This window comes from Pseudomonas sp. ASL3 (assembly GCF_056680425.1).
This window is the reverse complement of sequence record NZ_CM155281.1, coordinates 550711-573118: the sequence shown is the minus strand read 5'-3', so window position 1 is coordinate 573118 and position 22408 is coordinate 550711. Positions and strand designations below refer to the sequence as shown.

17 protein-coding genes, 3 tRNA genes and 1 pseudogene are annotated in these 22408 nt (G+C 59.1%); 3 read left to right on the top strand and 18 right to left on the bottom strand.

All coding sequences use genetic code 11. The annotated features are described in order from the left end of the window. Position 1: 1 nt before the first annotated feature. The 3 genes and pseudogenes from AC1MEE_RS02680 to ilvA all read left to right on the top strand — a co-directional run bounded on the left by AC1MEE_RS02680 (position 2) and on the right by ilvA (position 4562). The gene (locus AC1MEE_RS02680) at positions 2 to 1042 is read left to right on the top strand and encodes an AraC family transcriptional regulator (RefSeq protein WP_480413679.1); all 1041 of its coding nucleotides are present in this window, start codon (positions 2 to 4) and stop codon (positions 1040 to 1042) included. 347 nt (positions 1043 to 1389) lie between these two features. Beyond that, positions 1390 to 2447: pseudogene (locus AC1MEE_RS02675) on the top strand (IS110 family RNA-guided transposase). Between the two features lie 573 nt (positions 2448 to 3020). Next, positions 3021 to 4562, top strand: a complete 1542-nt coding sequence (gene ilvA, locus AC1MEE_RS02670; RefSeq protein ID WP_480413678.1) for a threonine ammonia-lyase, biosynthetic — start codon at positions 3021 to 3023, stop codon at positions 4560 to 4562. A 119-nt stretch (positions 4563 to 4681) separates the two neighbouring features. Here ilvA and AC1MEE_RS02665 read toward each other — a convergent pair whose 3' ends face one another. The 18 genes from AC1MEE_RS02665 to AC1MEE_RS02580 all read right to left on the bottom strand — a co-directional run bounded on the left by AC1MEE_RS02665 (position 4682) and on the right by AC1MEE_RS02580 (position 22289). Then, complete coding sequence (locus tag AC1MEE_RS02665; RefSeq protein WP_480413677.1) at positions 4682 to 5521, bottom strand: DUF2242 domain-containing protein; 840 nt, start codon at positions 5519 to 5521, stop codon at positions 4682 to 4684. Positions 5522 to 5763: 242 nt separating this feature from the next. Next, positions 5764 to 5840, bottom strand: a tRNA-Asp gene (locus tag AC1MEE_RS02660). 128 nt (positions 5841 to 5968) lie between these two features. Continuing rightward, positions 5969 to 6045 (bottom strand) — tRNA-Asp (locus AC1MEE_RS02655). A gap of 47 nt (positions 6046 to 6092) precedes the next feature. Continuing rightward, positions 6093 to 6168: transfer RNA gene (locus tag AC1MEE_RS02650), tRNA-Val, on the bottom strand. 185 nt (positions 6169 to 6353) lie between these two features. After that, positions 6354 to 7115 carry an SDR family oxidoreductase gene (locus tag AC1MEE_RS02645; protein ID WP_480416134.1) on the bottom strand — a complete coding sequence of 254 codons (762 nt, stop codon included), beginning with the start codon at positions 7113 to 7115 and terminating at the stop codon, positions 6354 to 6356. Between the two features lie 11 nt (positions 7116 to 7126). Continuing rightward, positions 7127 to 8338, bottom strand: coding sequence for an O-succinylhomoserine sulfhydrylase (locus AC1MEE_RS02640; protein WP_480413676.1), 1212 nt, complete (start codon positions 8336 to 8338; stop codon positions 7127 to 7129). A 20-nt stretch (positions 8339 to 8358) separates the two neighbouring features. Then, entirely contained in the window at positions 8359 to 9864 is a 1506-nt protein-coding gene (gene purF / locus AC1MEE_RS02635; protein ID WP_480413675.1) for an amidophosphoribosyltransferase, read from the bottom strand. A gap of 12 nt (positions 9865 to 9876) precedes the next feature. Beyond that, positions 9877 to 10464: a CvpA family protein gene (locus AC1MEE_RS02630; protein WP_480413674.1), complete on the bottom strand. Its 588-nt coding sequence runs from the start codon at positions 10462 to 10464 to the stop codon at positions 9877 to 9879. Between the two features lie 97 nt (positions 10465 to 10561). After that, positions 10562 to 11203, bottom strand: coding sequence for an SPOR domain-containing protein (locus tag AC1MEE_RS02625; RefSeq protein ID WP_480413673.1), 642 nt, complete (start codon positions 11201 to 11203; stop codon positions 10562 to 10564). Next, positions 11187 to 12494, bottom strand: coding sequence for a bifunctional tetrahydrofolate synthase/dihydrofolate synthase (gene folC, locus AC1MEE_RS02620; RefSeq protein ID WP_480413672.1), 1308 nt, complete (start codon positions 12492 to 12494; stop codon positions 11187 to 11189). The genes AC1MEE_RS02625 and folC overlap by 17 nt, the downstream gene beginning before the upstream one ends. Next, entirely contained in the window at positions 12491 to 13411 is a 921-nt protein-coding gene (gene accD / locus AC1MEE_RS02615) for an acetyl-CoA carboxylase, carboxyltransferase subunit beta (RefSeq protein WP_480413671.1), read from the bottom strand. Before accD ends, folC begins: the two co-directional genes overlap by 4 nt. A gap of 296 nt (positions 13412 to 13707) precedes the next feature. Continuing rightward, positions 13708 to 14328, bottom strand: coding sequence for a phosphoribosylanthranilate isomerase (locus tag AC1MEE_RS02610; RefSeq protein ID WP_480413670.1), 621 nt, complete (start codon positions 14326 to 14328; stop codon positions 13708 to 13710). A 63-nt stretch (positions 14329 to 14391) separates the two neighbouring features. Next, on the bottom strand, positions 14392 to 15216 hold the full coding sequence (gene truA / locus AC1MEE_RS02605) for a tRNA pseudouridine(38-40) synthase TruA (RefSeq protein ID WP_480413669.1): 825 nt from the start codon (positions 15214 to 15216) through the stop codon (positions 14392 to 14394). Between the two features lie 153 nt (positions 15217 to 15369). After that, on the bottom strand, positions 15370 to 18132 hold the full coding sequence (locus AC1MEE_RS02600) for a motility hub landmark protein FimV (RefSeq protein ID WP_480413668.1): 2763 nt from the start codon (positions 18130 to 18132) through the stop codon (positions 15370 to 15372). 99 nt (positions 18133 to 18231) lie between these two features. Beyond that, entirely contained in the window at positions 18232 to 19242 is a 1011-nt protein-coding gene (locus tag AC1MEE_RS02595) for an aspartate-semialdehyde dehydrogenase (RefSeq protein ID WP_480413667.1), read from the bottom strand. A gap of 105 nt (positions 19243 to 19347) precedes the next feature. Then, complete coding sequence (locus AC1MEE_RS02590; RefSeq protein ID WP_480413666.1) at positions 19348 to 19908, bottom strand: DUF1285 domain-containing protein; 561 nt, start codon at positions 19906 to 19908, stop codon at positions 19348 to 19350. A 23-nt stretch (positions 19909 to 19931) separates the two neighbouring features. Then, positions 19932 to 20534, bottom strand: a complete 603-nt coding sequence (locus AC1MEE_RS02585; protein ID WP_480413664.1) for a DUF4823 domain-containing protein — start codon at positions 20532 to 20534, stop codon at positions 19932 to 19934. Positions 20535 to 20864: 330 nt separating this feature from the next. Next, the gene (locus AC1MEE_RS02580) at positions 20865 to 22289 is read right to left on the bottom strand and encodes an IS1182 family transposase (RefSeq protein ID WP_480413663.1); all 1425 of its coding nucleotides are present in this window, start codon (positions 22287 to 22289) and stop codon (positions 20865 to 20867) included. Positions 22290 to 22408: the final 119 nt, after the last annotated feature.

Below are 22408 nucleotides of genomic sequence, written 5' to 3'. Positions count from 1 at the left end.
GATGAATCCGCCACGGGTGCGTCTGGGTGATTTGTCAGTAGGCTTCGTCCACAGCCTGGCCGACGCTGTGCGCAGTTTCGGCCAGGACCCTGCGCCCTTGCTGGAACAATACGGACTGGACCCGGCGCGTCTGGCCGAGCCCGGCGCGCGGCTGTCGATCCCGCGCTACATGCGCCTTGGGCATGCCGCCATCCAGTTGACCGGCGAACCGGGGCTGGGCTTGCGCATGGGCCAGTTGAGCCGCATCAGCCAGGCCGGACTGGCGGGCGTCACCGCCGCGCAAGCGCCCACCGTGCGTGAGGCAGCGCGTTGCCTGATTCGTTTCGAAGCGCTGTATGGTTCCAACTATCGGGGGCAGTCGAGCTTTCATGAGGACGCTCAAGGGGCGTGGCTGCGCTTCTACTCCATCAGCCCGTACAACGCCTATAACCGCTTCGTGGTGGATTCGATTCTCGCCAGTTGGGTTCAGCAGTTTTCGAAGCTGGCCGGTTGCAGCCTGCGTGCGGAAAAGGTCGAGATCGAATTTACCGAACCGGCCTACGCCGCGCGTTACAGCGACTTGAGCGATAACCCGGTGAGTTTCGGTGCCGAGATCAATCAACTGCGCTTGAGCCAGGCCAGCCTCGGGCTGCGCAATCCGGATCACTGCCCCAGCACTTGGCGGCATTTGCTGCAGTTGTGTGAAAAGGAGCTGGAACAACTGACCCGCACCCGCAGCCTGCGTGAACGCATCACCCAGTTGCTTGGGCCGTTATTGAATGGGGGGCGGGAACCGGATCTGGAAGAAGTGGCAGCACGGCTGAAGCTGCCCACCTGGACCTTGCGTCGCAAGCTGGCTGACGAAGGCACACAGTTTCGCGCCATCCTCAACGACACCCGCCGCGACCTGGCGATGACCTATATCCGCGATACGGAGCTGGCGTTCGGCGAAATCGCCTACCTGCTCGGCTTCGCTTCGGCCGAGGCTTTTCAGCGTGCCTTCAAGCGCTGGAACGGGCAAACCCCGGGAGAGTTCCGCCGCAGCCAACGCCAGGCCGGTTGACGCTTACAGCTCGGTAGCGTCGTCGGCCGGTTCCAGTGGATCGAGTTCGTATGCCTGGTACTCCAGCAGTTCTTCTTGGTAATCGTCCATTTCGCATGCCCTCTTGGCTGATGCTCACTATTGGTTTTGTTTCTGACCGCGACCTTTACTCTAAAGTGCCAAGGTGAAGGAAAAATGAATGCGGTCATTTCACTATTTGTGCTTGGCGCAGTTCCCTTGTAATTGGATGGACTCGCCCAAGCCGAGGCGTCTATGCGCCACGGTGGCATCCTAAGCATGCCAACGACAGCGAGGGCGAGCCCATGAAAAAGCATACGACGATAAGTAATTCCTTGTCTGCGACCAATGTGTCGACGTGCACGACCGTGGCGGTGGATTTGGCCAAGAATGTGTTTCAGGTCGCGGGTGAAGACACCCTTGGCCAAGTGGTCCACGAGCAACGGATCAAGTCACGCGAAGCTTTCCACCTGTTCCTGCGCCAGTTGCCGCCGGGCGTGACAGTGCTGATGGAGACCGGTCCGGGCGCGCAGGCCTGGGCGCGGCTATTACAAGCGCAAGGTAATCCGGTGCGAATCCTGCCCGCACAGCGTGTGGCCGAGCACCGCAGTGGAGCGAAGAACGACCGCAACGATGTACTGGCCATATTGCGTGCAGGCCGAGATCACAAGATTGCAGCCGTGCCGGTCAAGAGCGAGGCGGCGTTAGCGATGCAGGCACTGCACCGCGTCCGGCAGGGTGCGTGCGACGGCGCACGGCCATGGGTAACCAGATGCGTGGCTTGCTGCTGGAACATGACATTGCCATGGCACAGGGCGAGACGGCTATCAGCCGGGGCGTGTTACGGGTACTGGAAGACCCCAGCCAGCCGCTGCCGGAGTTGTTGCGCGAACTGATCGCCGAAATACTGGGTGAATGGAGCCAACTGGGCGAACGCATCAACGTGCTGACGGGGCGCCTCGAAGCCAGTGCACACGCGGACGAGACGGCGAAACGACTGATGACGATACGGGGTGTCGGCCCGATCATCGCCACGGCGATGCTGGCCAAAACGACCGAACCTGAGCGCTTTGCCAACGCGCGCCAGTTCGCCGCCTATTTCGGCACGGTGCCCGAACAGAACAGCAGCGGGCAAAAGGTTCGACTGGGCAAAATGTGCAAGCGCGGTGACGCCTACATGCGCAGCCTGGCGATTCAAGGTGCGCACGCCGTATTGAGGCAGGTGCGGCCGGATTCGGAACATCCAGATGACCAGCGTCTGCGACGCTGGTTGAGCCGTCACGGTCAAAAAGGTGCGGCGGTGCGGTTGGCCAACCGCAACCTGCGCATCATGTGGGTGCTGTTGCAAAACGAGCAAACCTATCATCGCCAACCGGCCACTGACCAGGAGGCGGCGATGAGGACCTGATTAACAGAGTTCTGCCACCGGGGCGCTGAGTCGCCTCAACCTCTGCTGAAGAACATTGACCCTAGGTCAGACCGTCGCGGATAGATGCCTGAGCTCCTACCGGCCCTTGAGGCCTTAATGTAATCGGCATACCGCGAGCTCACCCAATGTTGGCCAGAAGCCGATAAAGGCTTCCTCGAACAGGCCTTATACATAGATGCAACCGGGTAGCAGTGTTCAAAAGCGAGTTGAAAGTGGGGGCGAGTCCATACATAGGAGCTGCCGAAGGCTGCGATCGACCGGGGACCGGTCGCCGCGGTTGATCTTATGAAGGCCGTTCCGGCCTTATCGCAGCCTTCGGCAGCTCCTACAGGGAATTTGTGATCAACCAAATCCAGACGATCACACTCTTGACTTGCCCAACCCATCCGGAATAGCCTTCGGGCCATGAATCTATCCATGCAGTTCGTCCGCCAGATTATTATTACCGCCATTCCTATCTTGGCGGGTTAGCTGACGGCTGCACCCAACCCGCCCTAGAGGCGGGTTTTTCTTCTTCCTCCTGGGCAAAACCACTCGAACCAGGAGTTAGATATGACCGTTGCCCCCGGCGATACCGACCTGCTCAAGCAGTACGCGAAGAAAATCCTCACCTCGCGCGTTTACGACGTGGCCGTTGAAACCCCTTTGCAGTCGGCCCGCCAGCTGTCCGAGCGCCTCGGCAACAAGGTGTTGCTCAAGCGCGAAGACCTGCAGCCAGTGTTCTCGTTCAAGATTCGCGGCGCCTACAACAAGCTGGCACAACTGAGCGAAGCTGAATTGGCGCGGGGCGTGGTCACTGCGTCGGCCGGCAATCATGCACAAGGGGTGGCGTTGGCGGCCAAGGTGCTGGGGATCAAAGCCACCATCGTCATGCCCAAAACCACCCCCGAGATCAAGATCAAAGGCGTGCGTTCGCATGGCGGCAAAGTGGTGCTGCACGGTGATTCGTTCCCCGAAGCGCTGGCCTACTCGCTGAAACTGGTGGACGAAAAGGGCTACGTGTACATCCACCCGTATGACGATCCCGACACCATCGCCGGGCAAGGCACGGTGGCGATGGAGATTCTGCGTCAGCATCCGGGCCGTCTGGACGCGATTTTTGTCCCGGTGGGCGGCGGCGGCTTGATCGCGGGCATCGCGGCGTACGTCAAATACCTGCGCCCGGAGATCAAGGTGATCGGCGTCGAGCCGGACGACTCCAACTGCCTGCAAGCCGCCATGGCGGCCGGCGAGCGGGTGGTGTTGAGCCAGGTCGGGCTGTTCGCCGATGGCGTCGCGGTGGCGCAGATCGGCCAGCACACCTTCGACATCTGCAAGGATTACGTCGACGAGGTGATCACCGTCAGCACCGATGAAATCTGTGCGGCAATCAAGGACATCTACGACGACACCCGCTCGATCACCGAGCCTGCCGGTGCACTGGGCGTCGCCGGGATCAAGAAATACGTCGAGCTGTACGGCGTCACTGGCCAGACCCTGGTGGCGATCGACTCCGGCGCCAACGTCAACTTCGACCGCCTGCGCCACGTCGCTGAGCGCGCCGAACTGGGCGAAGGCCGCGAAGCGATCATCGCCGTGACCATCCCCGAAAAACCCGGCAGCTTCAAAGCCTTCTGCGAAGCCATCGGCAAACGCCAGATCACCGAATTCAACTACCGCTACCACACCGACCGCGAAGCGCACATCTTCGTCGGCGTGCAGACCCACCCGGAAAACGACCCACGTGCCGCGCTGATCAGCAGCCTGAACGAGCAGGGTTTTCCGGTGCTGGACCTGACCGACAACGAACTGGCGAAGTTGCACATCCGCCATATGGTCGGCGGTCATGCGGCGCGGGTCAGCGATGAGGTGGTATTCCGCTTCGAATTCCCGGAACGCCCGGGCGCGCTGTTCAACTTCCTCAACAAGCTCGGCGGGCACTGGAACATCTCGATGTTCCACTACCGCAACCATGGCGCGGCGGATGGCCGTGTCATGGCCGGGCTGGTGGTGCCGGAAGACGAACGCCATCTGGTGCCCGCGGCGCTGGCCGAGATTGGCTATCCGTATTGGGATGAAAGCGATAACCCGGCGTACAAGCTATTCCTGGGGTAAAGAGCTGGGATAGAGAGCAGGGGTAAAGAGTTGGGCTAAATCTGCCCCATGAAAAAAGCCGCTGGACCTGTGAAGTCCCAGCGGCTTTTCCGTTTTCACCCGGCTTGGCTTTGCCGGAATTATGGCGTCGGCGAAGTATGCGAAGCGACTGGAGTTGATTCTGGCGTCGCTTCAGCGGGCTGAGTCTGAGCCGGCTCAGACGTCGCGGGTGCGGCCTTGAAAGACTCTGACTGCGCTGGCGCTGGAACAGGTTCGCTGGTTACGCCGGTCGGGGCTGGCGTTGCGGCTGGCGCTGGTGCAGCGGCGGGTGTCGGCGTCGGCGTCACTGGTTTAGCCTCGGCTTGCGGAGCCGGTTTCGCTGCTTCAGGCGTCGGCTCTGGCACACCCAGATCGGTTTTCGGTTTTTCAGGGATATTGGCGGCTTTTTTCACCTCAGGCGGCAGGAAGTTTTCCACCAGGGCGAAGAAGCGGTCGTAGAACGCGGGCGACGAGACAGTCTCGCTGGCGACCTTGACCAAGGAGTCGTCGGTCGAGCCAATCGGCATGGATAAAGACCCCAACACGCCTACGCCCACGCTGGCGGAGTTGTTGACCTTCTTCAGCGCATAACGGTCCTGCAAAGCGTTGGCGAACATGGTCGCGCCTTTACCGGCACTGCCATCAGACGCACAAACGACGCTGAAGCTGATCTCCATATGAGTTTCCCCGGTTTGCTGGAAACTCTTGTGGCCGCTGATCATCTTTGTGTCACTGCTGGTGATGATGTAGCCCTGGCTGAGCAAGGCCCGACGCGCCGCCTCGCAGGAGGCAGCATCGGTAACCGGGTAATTTCTCGAAAAAGTCCCGGAGTCGTCGAAATTTTCATGATCGTAGACCGCCGGCTTAGGCGACGAGCAGCCTGCGGCGGCCAGCAGGGCGGTGGCCCAGCATGCGGTACGAAAGCTCAGTAATTTAGACATTCAAAATCCTGGGGGAAATAACTGTCAGCATAACTGCGGACCTGAAACGCGGAGGTAAGTCTGCAACAAGGCTGGCGTTCAATCAACGCAGTTTGGAGGTACGGTCGATTCGACTGACGGTTGGAGGATTCTACACCGGCAACGTCCGAGGTATGAAATTCAAATCCCGGAAACTAAAAAACCCGCACTAGGCGGGCTTTTCAGCGTACTGATGATTCACGAATGAACCAGCAGCACATGTATGGCGCAGCGGACGGGACTCGAACCCGCGACCCCCGGCGTGACAGGCCGGTATTCTAACCGACTGAACTACCGCTGCGTGTCGCTCGGACTCGCGTCCGATGAACTCATTTGAAACCGGCCTTCGAGTGCCTGCTTCGTTGTAACCCTGAAAGGACCGCTCTAAAGCGTTCCAGTCTCAGACCGTACAAGCCGATCTGAAGAATATGGCGCAGCGGACGGGACTCGAACCCGCGACCCCCGGCGTGACAGGCCGGTATTCTAACCGACTGAACTACCGCTGCGCATCGGTTGGACTTTCGTCCAGCTTTCTTGCGAAAGCCTCAAGAAGTGGTGGGTGATGACGGGATCGAACCGCCGACCCTCTGCTTGTAAGGCAGATGCTCTCCCAGCTGAGCTAATCACCCTTTGCTTCGTTGAGGCCGCGAAATTTACGCAGGTATCGAACCTAAGTCAATACCCTGCTTGAAGTTTTTTTAGAAACAGCTTCAAGCTGCAAGCTTCAAGCGACAAGCCAAAAGCAGTAACACGCAATCCGACCCGACATCATTCCGCTCTAACTTGCAGCTTGCCGCTTGAAGCTTGCCGCTCTCTACACGTAGACCATTTTCTTGGTCATGCCACCGTCGACCACAAATTCCTGGCCGGTGACGAACCCGGCGTTCTTCGACAGCAGCCAGGCCACCATCGCCGCCACGTCTTCGACCGCACCCACCCTGCCCGTCGGGTGCTGTGCATGGTCTTCATCGGACAACGGCTGCGCCCGACGCACGGAAGGGTCACGGGTATCGATCCAGCCGGGGCTGACAGCGTTGACACGGATCTCTGGCCCCAGGCTGATGGCCAGAGCATGGGTCAGCGCCAACAGACCGCCCTTGCTCGCCGCATAGGCCTCTGTATCAGGTTCCGACTGCCCTGCACGGGTCGAGGTCAGGTTGACGATGGCGCCACAGTGAGCGCGCAGGTAAGGCGCACAATGCTTGGCCAGCAGCATCGGCCCACTGAGATTGACCGCCAACACGCGGTTCCAGTACGCAAGGGTAAGGCTTTCCAGCGTCGTGTTGTGTGGATCGGCAACGGCGGCGTTGCAGACCAGCGCATCGAGACGACCGAACTGCCCCAGGACTTCGGCCACGCCCAACGTCACTTGCTCCTCACTGGACACGTCCATGGCGATGAACCAGGCATTCTCACCCAGCACTTTCGCCACTGTCGAACCACGCTGGCGGTCCAGGTCAGTCAACACCACTTGCCAGCCTTCGCTGATCAGCCAGGCAGCGATGCCCAGACCGATGCCACGCGCCGCGCCCGTGACCAAAGCAACCCGGCCATTATTGGCACTGGCCGCTCCCACCGCCCACTCACTCACAAAGCCGCCAGACCGCGCGCCAGATCCGCCTGCAGATCGGCGACGTCTTCAAGGCCAACCGCAACCCTGATCAGGCTGTCACGAATCCCGGCCGCTTCGCGCTCTTGCGGCGCCAGACGGCCATGAGACGTGGTGCTTGGGTGGGTGATGGTGGTTTTGCTGTCGCCCAGGTTGGCGGTGATCGAAATCAGCCGCGTGGCATCGATAAAGCGCCAGGCGCCTTCTTTGCCGCCCTTGACTTCAAAACTGACCACGGCACCGAAGCCCTTCTGCTGGCGCTTGGCCAACTCGTACTGCGGGTGGCTCTTGAGGCCGGCGTAGTGAACCTTGGCGATGCCGTCCTGCTGCTCCAGCCACTCGGCCAGAATCTGCGCGTTGGCACAGTGAGCACGCATGCGCAGGCTCAAGGTTTCCAGCCCCTTGAGAAAGATCCAGGCGTTGAATGGACTCAGCGTCGGACCGGCGGTACGCAGGAAGCCGACCACTTCTTTCATCTGCTCGCTGCGACCGGCGACCACACCGCCCATGCAACGGCCCTGGCCGTCGATGAACTTGGTCGCCGAATGCACAACCACGTCAGCGCCAAGCAGCAAAGGCTGTTGCAGCGCAGGCGTACAGAAACAGTTGTCGACCACCAGCATCGCGCCTTTGGCATGGGCAATTTCGGCCAACGCAGCGATATCCACCAGCTCAGCCAGAGGATTGGATGGCGACTCGACGAACAGCAATTTGGTGTTGGCCTTGATCGCTGCGTCCCAACCGGACAGATCGGCCAGCGGAACGTAATCGACTTCGACACCGAAGCGCTTGAAGTACTTCTCGAACAGGCTGATGGTCGAACCGAACACACTGCGCGACACCAGCACATGGTCGCCGGCGCTGCACAGGCTCATCACCGTCGCCAGGATTGCCGCCATGCCAGTGGCGGTCGCGACAGCCTGCTCAGCACCTTCGAGCGCGGCAATGCGCTCTTCGAAGGCACGCACGGTCGGGTTGGTATAGCGCGAATAGACGTTGCCTGGCACTTCACCAGCGAACCGCGCCGCCGCATCGGCGGCAGTGCGGAACACATAACTGGAAGTGAAGAACATCGGGTCGCCATGCTCACCTTCCGGCGTGCGGTGCTGACCGGCACGTACAGCGAGGGTGTCGAAACCCACGCCTTCGAGATCACTGTCCAGCCGACCGGCATCCCATTCGTGAGTCATGCCGCCTACTCCTTGGTTATTTAGTTGTTGTACAGATCGATGATGGCGCTGACCGCCTGAGTCTTGACCTTGGAAGCATCGTTACGCGCCTGCTCGATTTTGTTCAAGTAGTGTTCGTCGATATCACCGGTCACGTACTTGCCATCGAATACCGCGCAATCGAAGTTATCGATCTTGACCTTGCCGCCGCCCACCGCTTCGATCAGGTCGCTAAGGTCCTGATAGATCAGCCAGTCCGCGCCGATCAGGTCGGCAACATCCTGGGTAGTGCGGTTGTGTGCGATCAGTTCGTGAGCGCTCGGCATATCGATGCCATAGACGTTGGGGTAACGAACGGCCGGTGCCGCCGAGCAGAAATACACGTTCTTGGCGCCGGCTTCGCGGGCCATCTGAATGATCTGCTTGCAGGTGGTGCCACGGACGATGGAGTCATCCACCAGCATCACGTTCTTGCCGCGGAATTCCAGCTCGATGGCGTTGAGTTTCTGGCGTACGGATTTTTTCCGCGCAGCCTGTCCCGGCATGATGAAGGTGCGGCCGATGTAGCGGTTCTTGACGAACCCTTCGCGGAACTTCACGCCCAGGTGGTTAGCCAGTTCCAGAGCAGCGGTACGGCTGGTGTCCGGAATCGGGATGACCACGTCGATGTCGTGATCAGGGCGCTCGCGCAGGATTTTGTCTGCCAGCTTCTCGCCCATGCGCAGACGTGCCTTGTACACCGAGATACCGTCGATGATCGAATCCGGACGCGCCAGATAGACGTGTTCGAAGATGCACGGTGCGTATTGCGGGTTGGTCGCGCACTGACGGGTGTGCAGCTTGCCGTCTTCAGTGATGTAGACCGCTTCGCCCGGCGCCAGGTCGCGGATCAGGGTGAAGCCGAGCACGTCCAGGGCCACGCTTTCCGAGGCGATCATGTATTCGACGCCTTCGTCGGTATGACGCTGGCCGAAGACGATCGGACGTATGGCATGGGGGTCACGGAAACCGACGATGCCATAGCCGGTGATCATCGCGACCACGGCATAACCGCCACGGCAACGGTGGTGCACATCAGTCACGGCAGCGAACACGTCTTCTTCGGTCGGCTGCAACTTGCCACGCTGGGCCAGTTCATGAGCAAAAATGTTGAGCAACACTTCCGAATCGGAGTTGGTGTTGACGTGGCGCAGGTCAGATTCGTAAATCTCCTTGGCCAGTTGCTCGACGTTGGTCAGGTTGCCGTTGTGCGCCAACGTGATGCCATACGGCGAGTTGACGTAAAACGGTTGAGCTTCGGCCGAAGTCGAGCTGCCCGCGGTGGGATAACGCACATGGCCGATGCCCATGTGCCCGACCAGGCGCTGCATATGGCGCTGGTGGAACACATCACGGACCAACCCATTGTCCTTGCGCAGGAATAACCGGCCGTCATGACTGGTTACGATACCGGCAGCGTCCTGGCCGCGGTGCTGGAGGACGGTTAGCGCGTCATACAGCGCCTGATTGACGTTCGACTTACCGACGATACCGACGATGCCACACATGCGACGCAACCCCTACTTAGTGGAACTGGATTTACCGAACACTTCTTGCGGTATTGTTGACTGCAAGAGGCGATCCTTGAACGGCAGATCAGCGGGTACGCTGATACCGCTGGCTAGCCACTTGCTGGAGAACCCGAGAATCAGGTTTTTCGACCAGTCAGCAACCAATAAAAATTGTGGCATCAGTTTCGACTGCTGCCACCACTGATCTTGCTGTACCGGCCCCAGGCTCAACAGCCCGACCGCTACAACCACCAGCAGGCCCCCGCGCGCTGCGCCGAAGACCATACCCAGAAAACGATCGGTCCCGGACAGCCCGGTGACGCGAATCAGTTCGCCGATGAGAAAGTTGACCATGGCGCCTACCAGCAAGGTGGCGACAAACAGGATGGTGCAGCCGGCGATCACGCGAGCTGAAGGTGTTTCGATATAGGTGACAAGGTACTGCGAAAGCGATCCGCCGAACATCCAGGCAACCGCACCGGCAATGACCCAGGTGAGTAACGACAATGCTTCCTTGACGAAGCCACGCTTCAAACTGATCAAAGCGGAGATGGCGATAATCGCAATGATCGCCCAATCAACCGGAGTAAATGGCACGTTGCAGCCTACGGACGGATAAGGCGGCGTATTTTAGCAGAGCACTTGCCCGTCGGTAAGCAGCGATTAGCGACGGGTAAGGATTAGACGCTATGAATCAATTTTGCTCAGGCTGGAAGCGCACCACAAAACCCTTGAGTTTCTGCTGCTTGCTCAGCAGATCGCGCAGACGATCGGCTTCGGCGCGCTCGATCAGCGGACCGACAAATACCCGATTCATGCCATCGGAGGAGCGGATGTAAGCGTTGTAACCCTGGGTGCGCAGGGATTTCTGCAACGTGTCGGCACTGGCGCGGTTAGACAGGCTGGCCAACTGTACCGACCAACTGACCGACAGACCATTGGCATCGACACGACTGACGTCCGCAGCGGCAGGCCTGGCTGGCGCTGGAGCCGGAGCGGGCTTGGCCGCCGGAGCCGGGGTCGGAATGGGCAACGTAGTTGCAACCGACGGGGTAACCGTCGTTGTTGGCACCGCCGTCGAAGGTGCCACGGACTGAGCCAACTCGTCATCACTGGGCACAGGCTCCTGCGGCAACGTTTGAGGCTCCGGAACCGCTACCGGCTCGACCTGGACCAGAGACGTTGCTGGCGCTTGTGGCGTGGCGGGCACGTCAACGTGCACGCGACGCGTTTCATCCTGACGCGAAAACAGCATGGGCAAGAAAATCACCGCCAGTGCTATCAGCACCAGTGCACCCACCATTCGCTGCTTGAACACGTTATCCAGCAAAGCCATCTGCAACTTCCTCCTTGGCGTTCCGGGCAAGCCATTCCAGAGCCCCGGCAACACAATAAAAAGATCCAAACAGCAGAATTTCATCTTCAGCCGTTGCTTTAGCACACTGCCCTTCCAGTGCCAGCGCGACATTTTGATAAGACGTCACATTCGCGCCAAGGTTCTGCAGCGCGGCTTGCAACTCGCCGGCCGAGCAACTGCGGGGCGTCGGCAAGGGCGCCACGGCCCAATCCTGCACGCTGGCGGCCAACTCGGTCAGCACGCCATTGAGGTCTTTGTCCGCCAGCAAACCGAAAACCGCCAGACGCTTGCCAGCTAACGGTCGCCCCGCCAGACGCTGCGCCAGGTAGTGTGCCGCATGGGGATTATGGCCGACATCGAGCAATAGTGTGAGTGACTTGCTATGCCAATTGATCTGCCGCCGATCCAGACGACCGGTCACCCGGGTGCCACTCAACGCCGCACGAATCTGCACAGGTGCCCAGGGCAAGTCCAGCAACAGGTAAGCTTGCAGGGCCAACGCGGCGTTTTCCATCGGCAGATCGAGTAACGGCAAATCGTGCAACTCAACCGATTGACCGCGTGCGTCATGACCGTGCCAATGCCAGACACTGTCGGTCACAGCCAGATCGAAATCCCGGCCGCGCAGCAGGAATGGGCAATGGAGTTCCTTGACACGTTTGAGCAATGGCGCAGGAGGGTCGAGATCGCCACACAGGGCCGGACGCCCTTCACGGAAAATCCCGGCCTTTTCGAAGGCAACCGATTCACGGGTGTCCCCCAGCCAGTCAGCGTGATCGACGCCAATACTGGTGACCAGTGCCAGATCGGCATCGATCAGGTTCACCGCATCGAGACGCCCGCCAAGGCCGACCTCCAGCACTACCGCGTCCAGCGCGGCGCGCTCGAACAGCCAGAAAGCTGCAAGCGTGCCCATTTCGAAGTAGGTCAGGGTGATGTCGCCGCGAGCAGCCTCCACCGCCTCGAAGGCTTCACATAACTGGCTATCGGTGGCTTCGACACCCTGCACCTGCACCCGCTCGTTGTAGCGCAGCAGGTGCGGCGAGCTGTAGACACCAACCTTAAGCCCCTGCGCTTGCATCAATGAGGCAATGAACGCGCAAGTAGAACCTTTACCGTTGGTTCCTGTAACCGTGATCACCCGGGGCGCCGGTCGGGACAGACCCAGCTTGTGCGCCACCTGTTGCGATCGCTCCAGCCCCATATCGATGACCGATGGATGCAGTTGTTCCAGGTAAGCGAGCCAGTCGCCCAGGGTACGCGGGGTCATACAGTGGCCGGTGCCGCTGGAACAACCATCGGTTCCATAGGCGCGGCGACAAAACTGGGCGTCGGCAGGTCCATCAGTTGCGCCAGCAGGTTGCCCAGACGCGGACGCAGCTCTTGGCGATGGACGATCAGGTCGATGGCGCCGTGCGCCAGCAGGAACTCACTGCGCTGGAAGCCTTCCGGCAGTTTTTCACGCACGGTCTGCTCGATCACACGCGGACCGGCAAAACCGATCAGGGCTTTTGGCTCGGCTACGATCACGTCGCCCAGCATCGCCAGGCTGGCGGATACGCCACCGTAGACCGGGTCAGTCAGCACCGAGATGAACGGCAGGCCTTCCTCGCGAAGACGCGCCAATACCGCTGAAGTCTTGGCCATTTGCATCAGGGAAATCAGCGCTTCCTGCATCCGAGCACCGCCGGAAGCGGCGAAACAGACCATCGGGCAGCGATTTTCCAGCGCGTAGTTGGCGGCGCGTACGAAACGCTCGCCGACGATGGCACCCATCGAACCGCCCATGAAGGAAAACTCGAACGCACAGGCCACCACCGGCATCCCGAGCAGCGTACCGCTCATGGAGATCAGGGCATCTTTCTCGCCTGTCTGCTTCTGCGCGGCGGTCAGACGATCCTTGTACTTCTTGCCGTCGCGAAACTTCAGGCGATCCACTGGCTCCAGGTCAGCACCCAGTTCGGCACGCCCTTCCGCATCGAGAAAGATGTCCAGGCGGGCACGCGCGTCGATGCGCATGTGATGATTGCACTTGGGGCAGACGTCCAGGGTCTTTTCCAGCTCTGGACGATAAAGCACCGCCTCACAAGACGGGCACTTATGCCAAAGCCCTTCTGGTACCGAGCTTTTCTTCACCTCGGAACGCATGATCGAAGGGATCAGTTTGTCTACCAACCAGTTGCTCATGCTTTCTTTCTCCAGTACCGATGGCTCGAACGCGCGGGCGGTTCACAGCCCCGCGTATGCCCTTGAGCTAAATTTCATGTGTACAGCAATGACATGGCGCACAGTGATCGGCATACCGCCGGACCTGCCTGAACTGTCCCACATCACCCGCCATTGTGACGACGCGCATTGCATCGTCGCTTATTCGCTGCCGTTTATTCAGTGCCGGCCCGCCCGCTTATCGCTGCGGCAGGCTTATGGACGGTGGCTAAACTCCAACCGTCACATCAGGCAAACAACCTGATGAGTGGTCCGGATCAAGAACCCTGCACCGCGCGCATGAACGCACGAATCTTGTCGTGATCCTTGATTCCCTTGCTCATTTCCACACCGCCGCTGACATCTACCGCATAAGGTCGAACCTGGACGATAGCCTGCGCCACGTTGGCCGGCGTCAAACCGCCCGCCAGAATGATAGGCTTACTCAACCCTTGTGGTATCAACGACCAGTCAAAGGCTTCGCCCGTGCCACCGGGCACGCCGGCAACATAGGTATCCAGCAAAATGCCGCTGGCCCCGGAATAAGCCCGGCAACTGGCGGCGATGTCATCACCCGCCTGTACGCGCAGCGCTTTGATATAGGGCCGGTGATAACCGTCACAGTCCTCGGGCGTTTCATCGCCGTGAAACTGCAAAAGATCCAAAGGTACGACTTCCAGGATCTCGGTGAGTTCGCAACGACTGCAGTTGACGAACAAACCAACGGTGGTCACGAACGGTGGCAAGGCCGCAATGATTGCTCGCGCCTGCTCCACGCTGACCGCCCGAGGGCTTTTGGCGTAAAACACAAAACCGATGGCATCTGCCCCCGCATCAACGGCGGCCAACGCGTCTTCCAGGCGGGTAATCCCGCAGATCTTGCTGCGAACGGCTGACATGTAGTGAAAACCTCAAGCCTTGTTCGGGAAAGTCCCGGATGTTAGCAAATGCTTTTCCGGGCGTCAGCCGCCAAGTTCAGTGAAACCGGTCAAGAAGTGTGGGCCAATGTAACGATCCGGCAAGGCAAATTCATCGTGATACTCCACTTGCACCAGATAAAGCCCGAACGGATGCGCGGTCACGCCTCCGGTACGACGGACCCGACTCTCCAGCACTTCTTTGGCCCATTCGACAGACCGCTCGCCGGTGCCGATAGTCATCAATACACCGGCAATATTGCGCACCATATGATGCAGAAAAGCACTGGCGCGGATGTCAATGACGATCATTTGGCCGTGACGCGTGACCCGCAGGTGATGCAACTGCTTGATCGGTGACTTCGCCTGACACTGCCCGGCACGGAACGCACTGAAATCATGGGTACCGACCAGATGCTGAGCCGCCAACGCCATGCGTTCGGCGTCCAGCGGGCGATGGTTCCAGGTGATTTCCTGACCCAGATGCGCCGGCCTGATCGGATCGTTGTAGATCACGTAGCGGTAACGCCGGGCAATCGCCTTGAACCGCGCATGAAAATGCGCCGGCATGACTTTGGCCCAGGTCACGCTGACATCATGAGGCAGATTGATATTGGCGCCCATGACCCAGGCTTTCATCGATCGCTCGGCCTGAGTATCGAAGTGCACCACTTGCCCACAGGCGTGAACGCCCGCATCGGTACGCCCGGCACACAACAATGAGACCGGCGAATCAGCGACTTTGGACAATGCGTTCTCAAGAGTTTCCTGGACCGTCAGCACGCCGGAGGCCTGACGCTGCCAGCCACAATAGCGTGATCCCTTGTACTCGACACCCAATGCGATTCTGGAAAAGCCAGCGGCAGCCATTTCGGCTGCCGCGTTATCTGCTGTGTTATATGTTGGAGCCAAGGACTTACAGCCTGTTGGTTTGCGCAAAGGCGCCATTATAAGGGCTTCAAGCGCCATAAACGCAAACGACCGCAAAAGCGGTCGTTATGCGATCAAGCCTGGAGCATCGACTCAGGACAGCCGCGCCAACATCTGCTGCGCTTCGGTTTTCTGGATGTCGTCACCTTCGCCGACCACTTCGTCGAGAATGTCGCGGGCACCATCGCTGTCTCCCATTTCGATGTAGGCACGGGCCAGATCAAGCTTGGTCGCCGCCTCATCCGTCCCGGCCAGAAAGTCGAACTCAGGCTCGTAGCCCGCTGCAATTGCGCCTTCTGCAAAACTCCGGGCTTCGAACGGCTTGGCCATTGGCGGCTGCTCAAGGCTCTGAGACAGGCGATCCAGCTCGGCGTTCACATCACCGAGTTCCGATGCAAAAGCATCGGGCTCTGCTTCGGCATTGATTTCATCAGCCAGGGATAGATCAAAATCGGCAGGCAACTCCAGATCGTCCACAGGCGACTTGTCGACGACCGGGTGAGCCAGGTCAGGCGAGCCATCGAAAGCGGGCAGATCGCGCAAATCATCTTCGAGGCTGAGCAGGAAATCATCCTCGGCATTCAATGATGGCTGCTCTTCCGAGAGGTCCAGGTCGAAATCCGCCAAATCATCGGACATGCCTTGCTTGGCTTCAGCCTGCTGTTGCAACACTGATTCGAAACTCAGGTCGTCATCACTGGAGGCTTCGACAGCCACGGGCGCATTGTGGCTCAGCTCATCGCCAAGGTGATGCACACCATTGAGTTTCAGCTCAGGGGCTTTGACGACCGCAGGCGAGGCTTCTTCCAGATCGTCCAGACTCAGGTCGAAATCGTGATCGAGATCAAACTCATCGAACTCATTGGATTCAGCGGCAGGCGCTGCTGTTGGAGCTGGAGCTGAAACTGGCTTAGGAGTAGGCGCAGGAACAGGCCCCTCGGGCTCATCGAGCATCAGGTCCTTGACGTATTTGGCGTCAAGCTCCGCCGCCAGGGCCGCTGCGCCCAAACCTGCGCCCGCCATCAGCATCATCGGATAGCGGCTTTTCAGTTGTTCGACTTCAGCGTGATTTTTGCCGGTGGCCACCAACTTGCGTTCCTGGCCAGTAAAACCGTTGCGATCACCTTGTTCGGCGTAGATCTCCATCAGCTTCAAGCGCAGGTCGCTGCGTTGCGGCTCTTCCTTGGTGGCATCTTCCAGAAGTTCGGCAGCTTGATTGAGACGACCGCTGGCAACATGAACGTTCGCCTGATCAAGAACGTCGGCAGACCGCTCACGTACCGGCTCGACGACCGCCGCTGGCACCGGTGCCGGCGCCAGCTTGACGCTTGGCGGCGGAACTTCCAGCCCCTCGAAACTGGCTTCAGGCAAATCCATGTCCGCAGCGAACTCTGTTTCTTCAGCCAGCGCTCGCGCCATACGCTTATGTTTTTGCGACGCCTGCCGGGCATTGCGGCGCCGAGCCAGAAGCAATAACAACAGCAGCAGGATCAACAATGCCCCGCCACCGACCATCCCTGACAGCATCGGATTGGCGAGCAATTTATTCAGAGCGCTGTCGGCGTTCGACGCTTCTACAGGCGCGACAGGCGCGGGTGTAATGGGTTGAGCTTCCGGCGCGGCAGTCGCCTCTGCGGCAGCAGGAGGCATGGCGTCTTCCGGTGCGATCTCGCCCGGCGTCTTTGCGGCCCCCTCGGCAGACGGCGCAGTCGCGACCAGTTCGGCCGGTATCGTGGGCGTCGTATCAGTGGTGGCAGGTCCGGTAGTACCCTCAGCCTGCATCTTGGCCAACTGATCGCTTTTCAGCTGGATCAAGCGTTGCAGCTTGTCCAACTGGCTTTCCAAATCGGTCATGCGGCTTTTCAGCTCAGCATCGTCACGACGTGTCGTATCGAGGCTTTCCTTGGCCAGGGCCAGCTTGCTGCCGATCGCTTTGCTATCACCGGCAGCCCCTTTACCCCGAGCCTTGGTATTGCCCGAAACCAGGCTCAAGTTATCCTGAACCTCGACCTTGGCAGGCTCGGCGTCGGCACGATTGTGACGGGTCGCATCCACTTGACGCGCACCCGCGGGCAAACTGCGTCTCTGACGCCAGGCGAGATTTTGCTCGGACACCTGAGCGACTGCCTGCGGTTGAGCAAGCGTGGCGACTTGCTGTTGATCGGGAAGGCGCAGCACTTGACCGACCTTCAGCCGGTTGATATTGCCACCGATAAACGCATCCGGGTTCAGCGCCTGAATCGCCAGCATGGTCTGCTGAACCGAACCGCCACTGCGCACGCGGGCAGCGATTTCCCACAAGGTATCGCGCTTATTGGTGGTGTATTGAGCAGTTTTTGCCTCAGCGACGGGAGTCGGTGTGGGCATTACCACTGGAGTGGACGCGGCTGCCGGGGCTTGAGCCTGGGCGGGCGCAGTGGCCGGAAGTTGCTCGGCAGCGGCTGCCTCCGGGGTGACCTTCTGCGGATCGAGCAGCAGGCTGTATTCGCGCAGCAACCGGCCGTTGGGCCAGAGCACTTGCACGAGGAACTTCATATAGGGGTCGCGGATCGGTCTGGTCGAAGTGATCCGCAGCACGCTTTTACCGCTGGCGTTAAGCACAGGGGTAAACGTCAGGTCATCGAGAAACGCTTGCCGATCAACACCCGCCTGAGCAAAATCAGCGGAGTTCGCCAGGCTCGGCACTACCTGCCCGGCGCTCAAATCACGCGCATCAAGCAGCTCGATCTCGGCGACCAGCGGCTGGTTCAGGGTCGACTTCAGGGTTAGTTCCCCGAGCCCCAACGCATGCGCCATACCGGATGACAGCGCCGAAGCCGCTGCGATTGCTAATACCAGTTTGCGAACCTGAACCATAGCCTATCCCTTGTCTGAATATTCCTCGGTGACCGAGAAGGTAAAGCCTGCATTTTGTGACAAGCTGAAATGATTCTTTGAATTGTTGCCAAGTATCTTTTACACGAGGTCTTTTATCAACAATTCAGCGACTTGCACAGCGTTCAACGCAGCACCCTTGCGAACATTATCAGACGTTATCCACACATTAAGTTCCGCAGGATCATCGATCCCGGCCCGCACGCGCCCTATATAGACTACATCCTGACCCACGGCATCACCGACTGCCGTGGGATAATCACCCGCCTCGACCAGCTCAACCCCCGGCGCAGCCTCTAGGGCGGCGTTGACAGCGGCAAGATCGACCGGGCCAGACGCCTGCAGCGAGACACTAAAGCTATCGCCAAAAAATACCGGGGCTTGCACGCAGGTAGCGGCAACCTTGATTAAAGGCAGTGATAGCAACTCGCGCAACTCCGCGACCAAACGCTTTTCCAAAGGGACGTGACCTTGCGCGTCGGGAGTACCGACCTGAGCAAGCAGATTGAAGGCCATCTGCCGATCAAAAAAGCGCGGTTCCAGCGGTCGAACATTAAGCAGTTCAGCCGTTTGCCGAGCCAGCTCCGCCACACCTTCGCGGCCCTGACTGGACACCGCCAGGCACGCAGTCACATTGACCCGCAGAACGTCGAACAACCCGCGCAATGGCGCCATCGCCATCGCCACCGCCGTAGCGGAAGGACTAGGGCTGGCAATCTGATACGGCTTTTTCAGCGAGCCTATCAAGGCCGCGTTGATTTCCGGGACGATATTGGGCGCCTGTTCGGTCGGCAAACCGCCCGACAGATCGATCACTGAGCAACCGGCCGCCGTCGCCCGGGCAGCGTAGCTGCGGGTAATGGCGGGGCCAGCGGCAAAGAACGCCAATTGGACCTTGCTGAAATCGAATTCATCGACCTCACGCACGCGCACGTTCTTACCCCTGAATGGCACCGAATGGCCGGCCGATTCGACGCTCGCCAGCAGATGCAGACCGGCGACAGGAAATTCGCGCTCTTCGAGAATCTGGACGAGGGTTTCGCCGACAGTACCGGTGGCGCCGATCACGGCAATATCAAAGGACTGATTCATGCAAAAACCTCAGGCAAAACGGGGAGCGGCACTTTAACCGTCGAGTTACTGACAGGCAATTATCCACAGGGTCAGAGACAGTTTTAGTTCAACTACCGACCAATTTCAGGGCTCCAGCCCGATTCGAAAGAACGCTCCGCCGCTCCACACGCCCAACCAACATTGCCCGTCGATCTCCCGCGTCACCGCCAGATCGACCAATTGATAGAAAACATTGCGGTGAATCAGCGCTTCCAGATTGACCCGCACATGGACATAGGGTGCCGGCTCCTGGGTATGCGGATCGATTTCCACCCGCAAGGGATGCTCGGGGCCTGCTTCGGTCTGATCGTCGACATTAGTGGTGAAGCGTAGAACCTGATCTTCGCCCTCGCCTTCTACCTCAAGGCTAACGGCGACAAAGGGCGCGTCATCCACCTTGATCCGAACCTTTTCCACAGGAGTGATCAGAAAATAATCGTCATCGTCACGGCGCATGATCGTGGAAAACAGGCGCACCATCGGTTTGCGCCCAATCGGCGTACCGAGGTAGTACCAGGTGCCGTCCCGGGCGATACGCATATCGATATCGCCGCAGAAATCGGGGTTCCACAGGTGAACGGGCGGCAACCCTTTCGACTTGGGAATCTGCGCGAACAGATCGTTGTCCTTGCCCGGACCTCTCATGCGGTTCTCCTTAACAAAAGACCTTAACGACTGGCACCTATCAAGCTGCGAGCGTAATCCTCCAACGGTGGACCAAGCAAATCCTCGGGTTTGGTGTTGTGCATTGTAAAAAATCCGCCCCGGCTGCGAATCCGTGCAGTATCGATCAAATAACGGGTGTTGGTTTCGATCAACATTAGTTGAATCACACCACTGTCGACGCCCAGCCGATCCACGGCTTGTTGATCGGCCCATTCATCGCTGTTGCCAATCCGGTCGTCGGCCTTGGCGAAACGGGTGTACAGCAGATAGTTCGCACCGGCCGCACGCGCTTCGTTCATGGCCTCATCCAGCCCCATCGGGGCCTTGGCACGACGAACCATGGGGAAGTATTCGACAAAACCGTTGAAGGCTTCTTCAGCAACGACATTGGGCCGCGGATACGCGTTGCCAGGCGGAACGAACGCGCCCTGAGCGATATAAATAAAGGAATCTGGCTGCAAGCGCCGGTTGTTGGCCCGAGTCGTGTCGCTATGATCGAGCAAGCCCGCATCACTCATCTGATCATGAGCACCCTGCCCCATATCACTCACACTCATGCAACCACTTAACGCCAGCAGCGTCAGTAGCAAAACCAGGCTACGCATCATCCCCTCCAAGTACCGGTGACGGAAAACCGGCGAATGGCCGGTTAATGCAGCTTCCGCGCCAAGCACAGACTGCAGGGGCTGACTTGCATTTGATTGACCTGATGCGATCCGTCAGACATGCCGCATTCGCAGGCAAGCCTGCTCCCACACAGGCTGTGTGAAAACCTGACGATCATGTTTCAAACCAACGCCCCGACTTGTCGGGGCGTTGGTTTTTGGCCTTTGATCCCGAAATCATCGCTGTTCGTTTTCACGTCGCCGGGACAAAGCGTTTTGAGCGCTCCATGGCCAGTCCTGGGACGTTTGTCAGGCGCAAAAAAAGGCTGCTTAGCCCATCTTCGCCATCATTTCACGCGCACCCAGCACATTGATCGCCCTTTTAAAGTTATAGGCAAGCACCGCCAGCGACATCTCTATTCGCGCGCCTTTCAGTTGGCGTAGCAAGAACCGTCCATTGCCCATGATCCATTGCTTGAGGTTGCCGAAGGGGTGTTCAACGATGGACCTTCGTTCAACCATCTTCTCCGGATGCGCCTGCATGCGCTGCTCCATTCGCTCAAAAGCGGCCTCATGCGCATGCCGCGTTACTTTCCGGCGGGAGGTCTTGGTGCACTGACTTTTCAGCGGGCAGTGGGCGCAGTCACTGGGCAGTGCGTGGTAAATACGCGTGCCGCGATTCAGTTGCGTCAGCGTCAGTAGCTTGCCATTCGGGCACCGGTACTGATCGTCCAGGGCCTCATACGTAAACTGGGTGCGGTCAAAGAATTTTACGTCCCCGCCCCGCGTGTTGATCGTTCGATTCAGCGGCACATACGCCGTGATACCCGCGTCTTCACAGGCCTGGAATTGTTTGCCGTGGGAATATCCGGCATCGGCCACTACCGTCAGCTCTGACTGTTGCAGTACTTCTTTAGCCGCTTTGGCCATGGGTTCAAGCTGTTTGCGGTCATCGCCGTCCTGAGTCACTTCGTGGTGCAGGATCAAGCCGTTCTCGGCATCCACCGCCGTCCGCACGTTGTACGCCACGGCCATGCCTTGCGGCGCCCGCATCATCCGCGCCTCGCTTTCGGTGCTGATGAACTGCTCGACTTCCAGCGCCTTCATCACCTGCTGACGGGTCAGGTTGTTGTCTCGTTTGTTGCTCAGACGGGCCAAAGCGGCTTTGACTTTCTGCTTATCCACAGGCTGATCGGCGTCGTCTTTGTCCGCCCGATCAAGCTCCGCCAGGTACTGGGTAATCTTCTTGTTCAGTATTTCCTCATCGCGCTTAAGGTGCTTGAGGCTCATATGACGGCGCTTGGAGGCCACGGCTTTGAATTTGCTGCCGTCGATAGCAACCAGCTTGCCGGCGATTAGCCCCACTTCACGGCAAAAAAGAATGAAGAGTCGGCAGATGGCGGCGAATGCGGCACCGTTGTCTCTGCGGAAATCGGCGATGGTTTTGAAGTCAGGTGCGAGCTGATTGAGCAGCCACATGACTTCGATGTTGCGCAGGCATTCGGCTTCGAGGCGGCGTGACGAACGGATGCTGAGGAAATAGCCGTAGAGATAAAGTTTGAGCAGGTCTGCCGGATCATAGGGCGGGCGCCCGTTGCCCTTGAGGACAGCCTTGTCGAATCCCAGCTCCCGCAGATTGAGCTGGGTGACATAGGCATCAATGACTCTGACCAAGTGGTCTACCGGAATGGATTCTTCCAGCGACACCGGAAAAAGACTGCTCTGATCGCGCGCTATGCCTTGGATGTATGCCACAAAAATGCCCCCAATCTTCCGATGAAGGCATTTTCTTAGACCGTTGCAAGAATTGCCAGGTTTTCACACAGTCTGCACAGGTGCGGGCTTCTGTGGGAGCAGGCTTGCCTGCGAATGGC

Coding starts and splice junctions, on each gene's coding strand:
- folC (WP_480413672.1), bottom strand. CDS start 12,494: ATGACCCCGCGTACCCTGGGCGACTGGCTCGCTTACCTGGAACAACTG.
- purF (WP_480413675.1), bottom strand. CDS start 9,864: ATGTGTGGCATCGTCGGTATCGTCGGTAAGTCGAACGTCAATCAGGCG.
- AC1MEE_RS02600 (WP_480413668.1), bottom strand. CDS start 18,132: ATGGTTCAGGTTCGCAAACTGGTATTAGCAATCGCAGCGGCTTCGGCG.
- AC1MEE_RS02590 (WP_480413666.1), bottom strand. CDS start 19,908: ATGAGAGGTCCGGGCAAGGACAACGATCTGTTCGCGCAGATTCCCAAG.
- AC1MEE_RS02610 (WP_480413670.1), bottom strand. CDS start 14,328: ATGTCAGCCGTTCGCAGCAAGATCTGCGGGATTACCCGCCTGGAAGAC.
- AC1MEE_RS02595 (WP_480413667.1), bottom strand. CDS start 19,242: ATGAATCAGTCCTTTGATATTGCCGTGATCGGCGCCACCGGTACTGTC.
- AC1MEE_RS02665 (WP_480413677.1), bottom strand. CDS start 5,521: ATGTCTAAATTACTGAGCTTTCGTACCGCATGCTGGGCCACCGCCCTG.
- AC1MEE_RS02680 (WP_480413679.1), top strand. CDS start 2: ATGAATCCGCCACGGGTGCGTCTGGGTGATTTGTCAGTAGGCTTCGTC.
- truA (WP_480413669.1), bottom strand. CDS start 15,216: ATGGCTGCCGCTGGCTTTTCCAGAATCGCATTGGGTGTCGAGTACAAG.
- AC1MEE_RS02585 (WP_480413664.1), bottom strand. CDS start 20,534: ATGCGTAGCCTGGTTTTGCTACTGACGCTGCTGGCGTTAAGTGGTTGC.
- AC1MEE_RS02625 (WP_480413673.1), bottom strand. CDS start 11,203: ATGGCTTTGCTGGATAACGTGTTCAAGCAGCGAATGGTGGGTGCACTG.
- AC1MEE_RS02640 (WP_480413676.1), bottom strand. CDS start 8,338: ATGACTCACGAATGGGATGCCGGTCGGCTGGACAGTGATCTCGAAGGC.
- ilvA (WP_480413678.1), top strand. CDS start 3,021: ATGACCGTTGCCCCCGGCGATACCGACCTGCTCAAGCAGTACGCGAAG.
- accD (WP_480413671.1), bottom strand. CDS start 13,411: ATGAGCAACTGGTTGGTAGACAAACTGATCCCTTCGATCATGCGTTCC.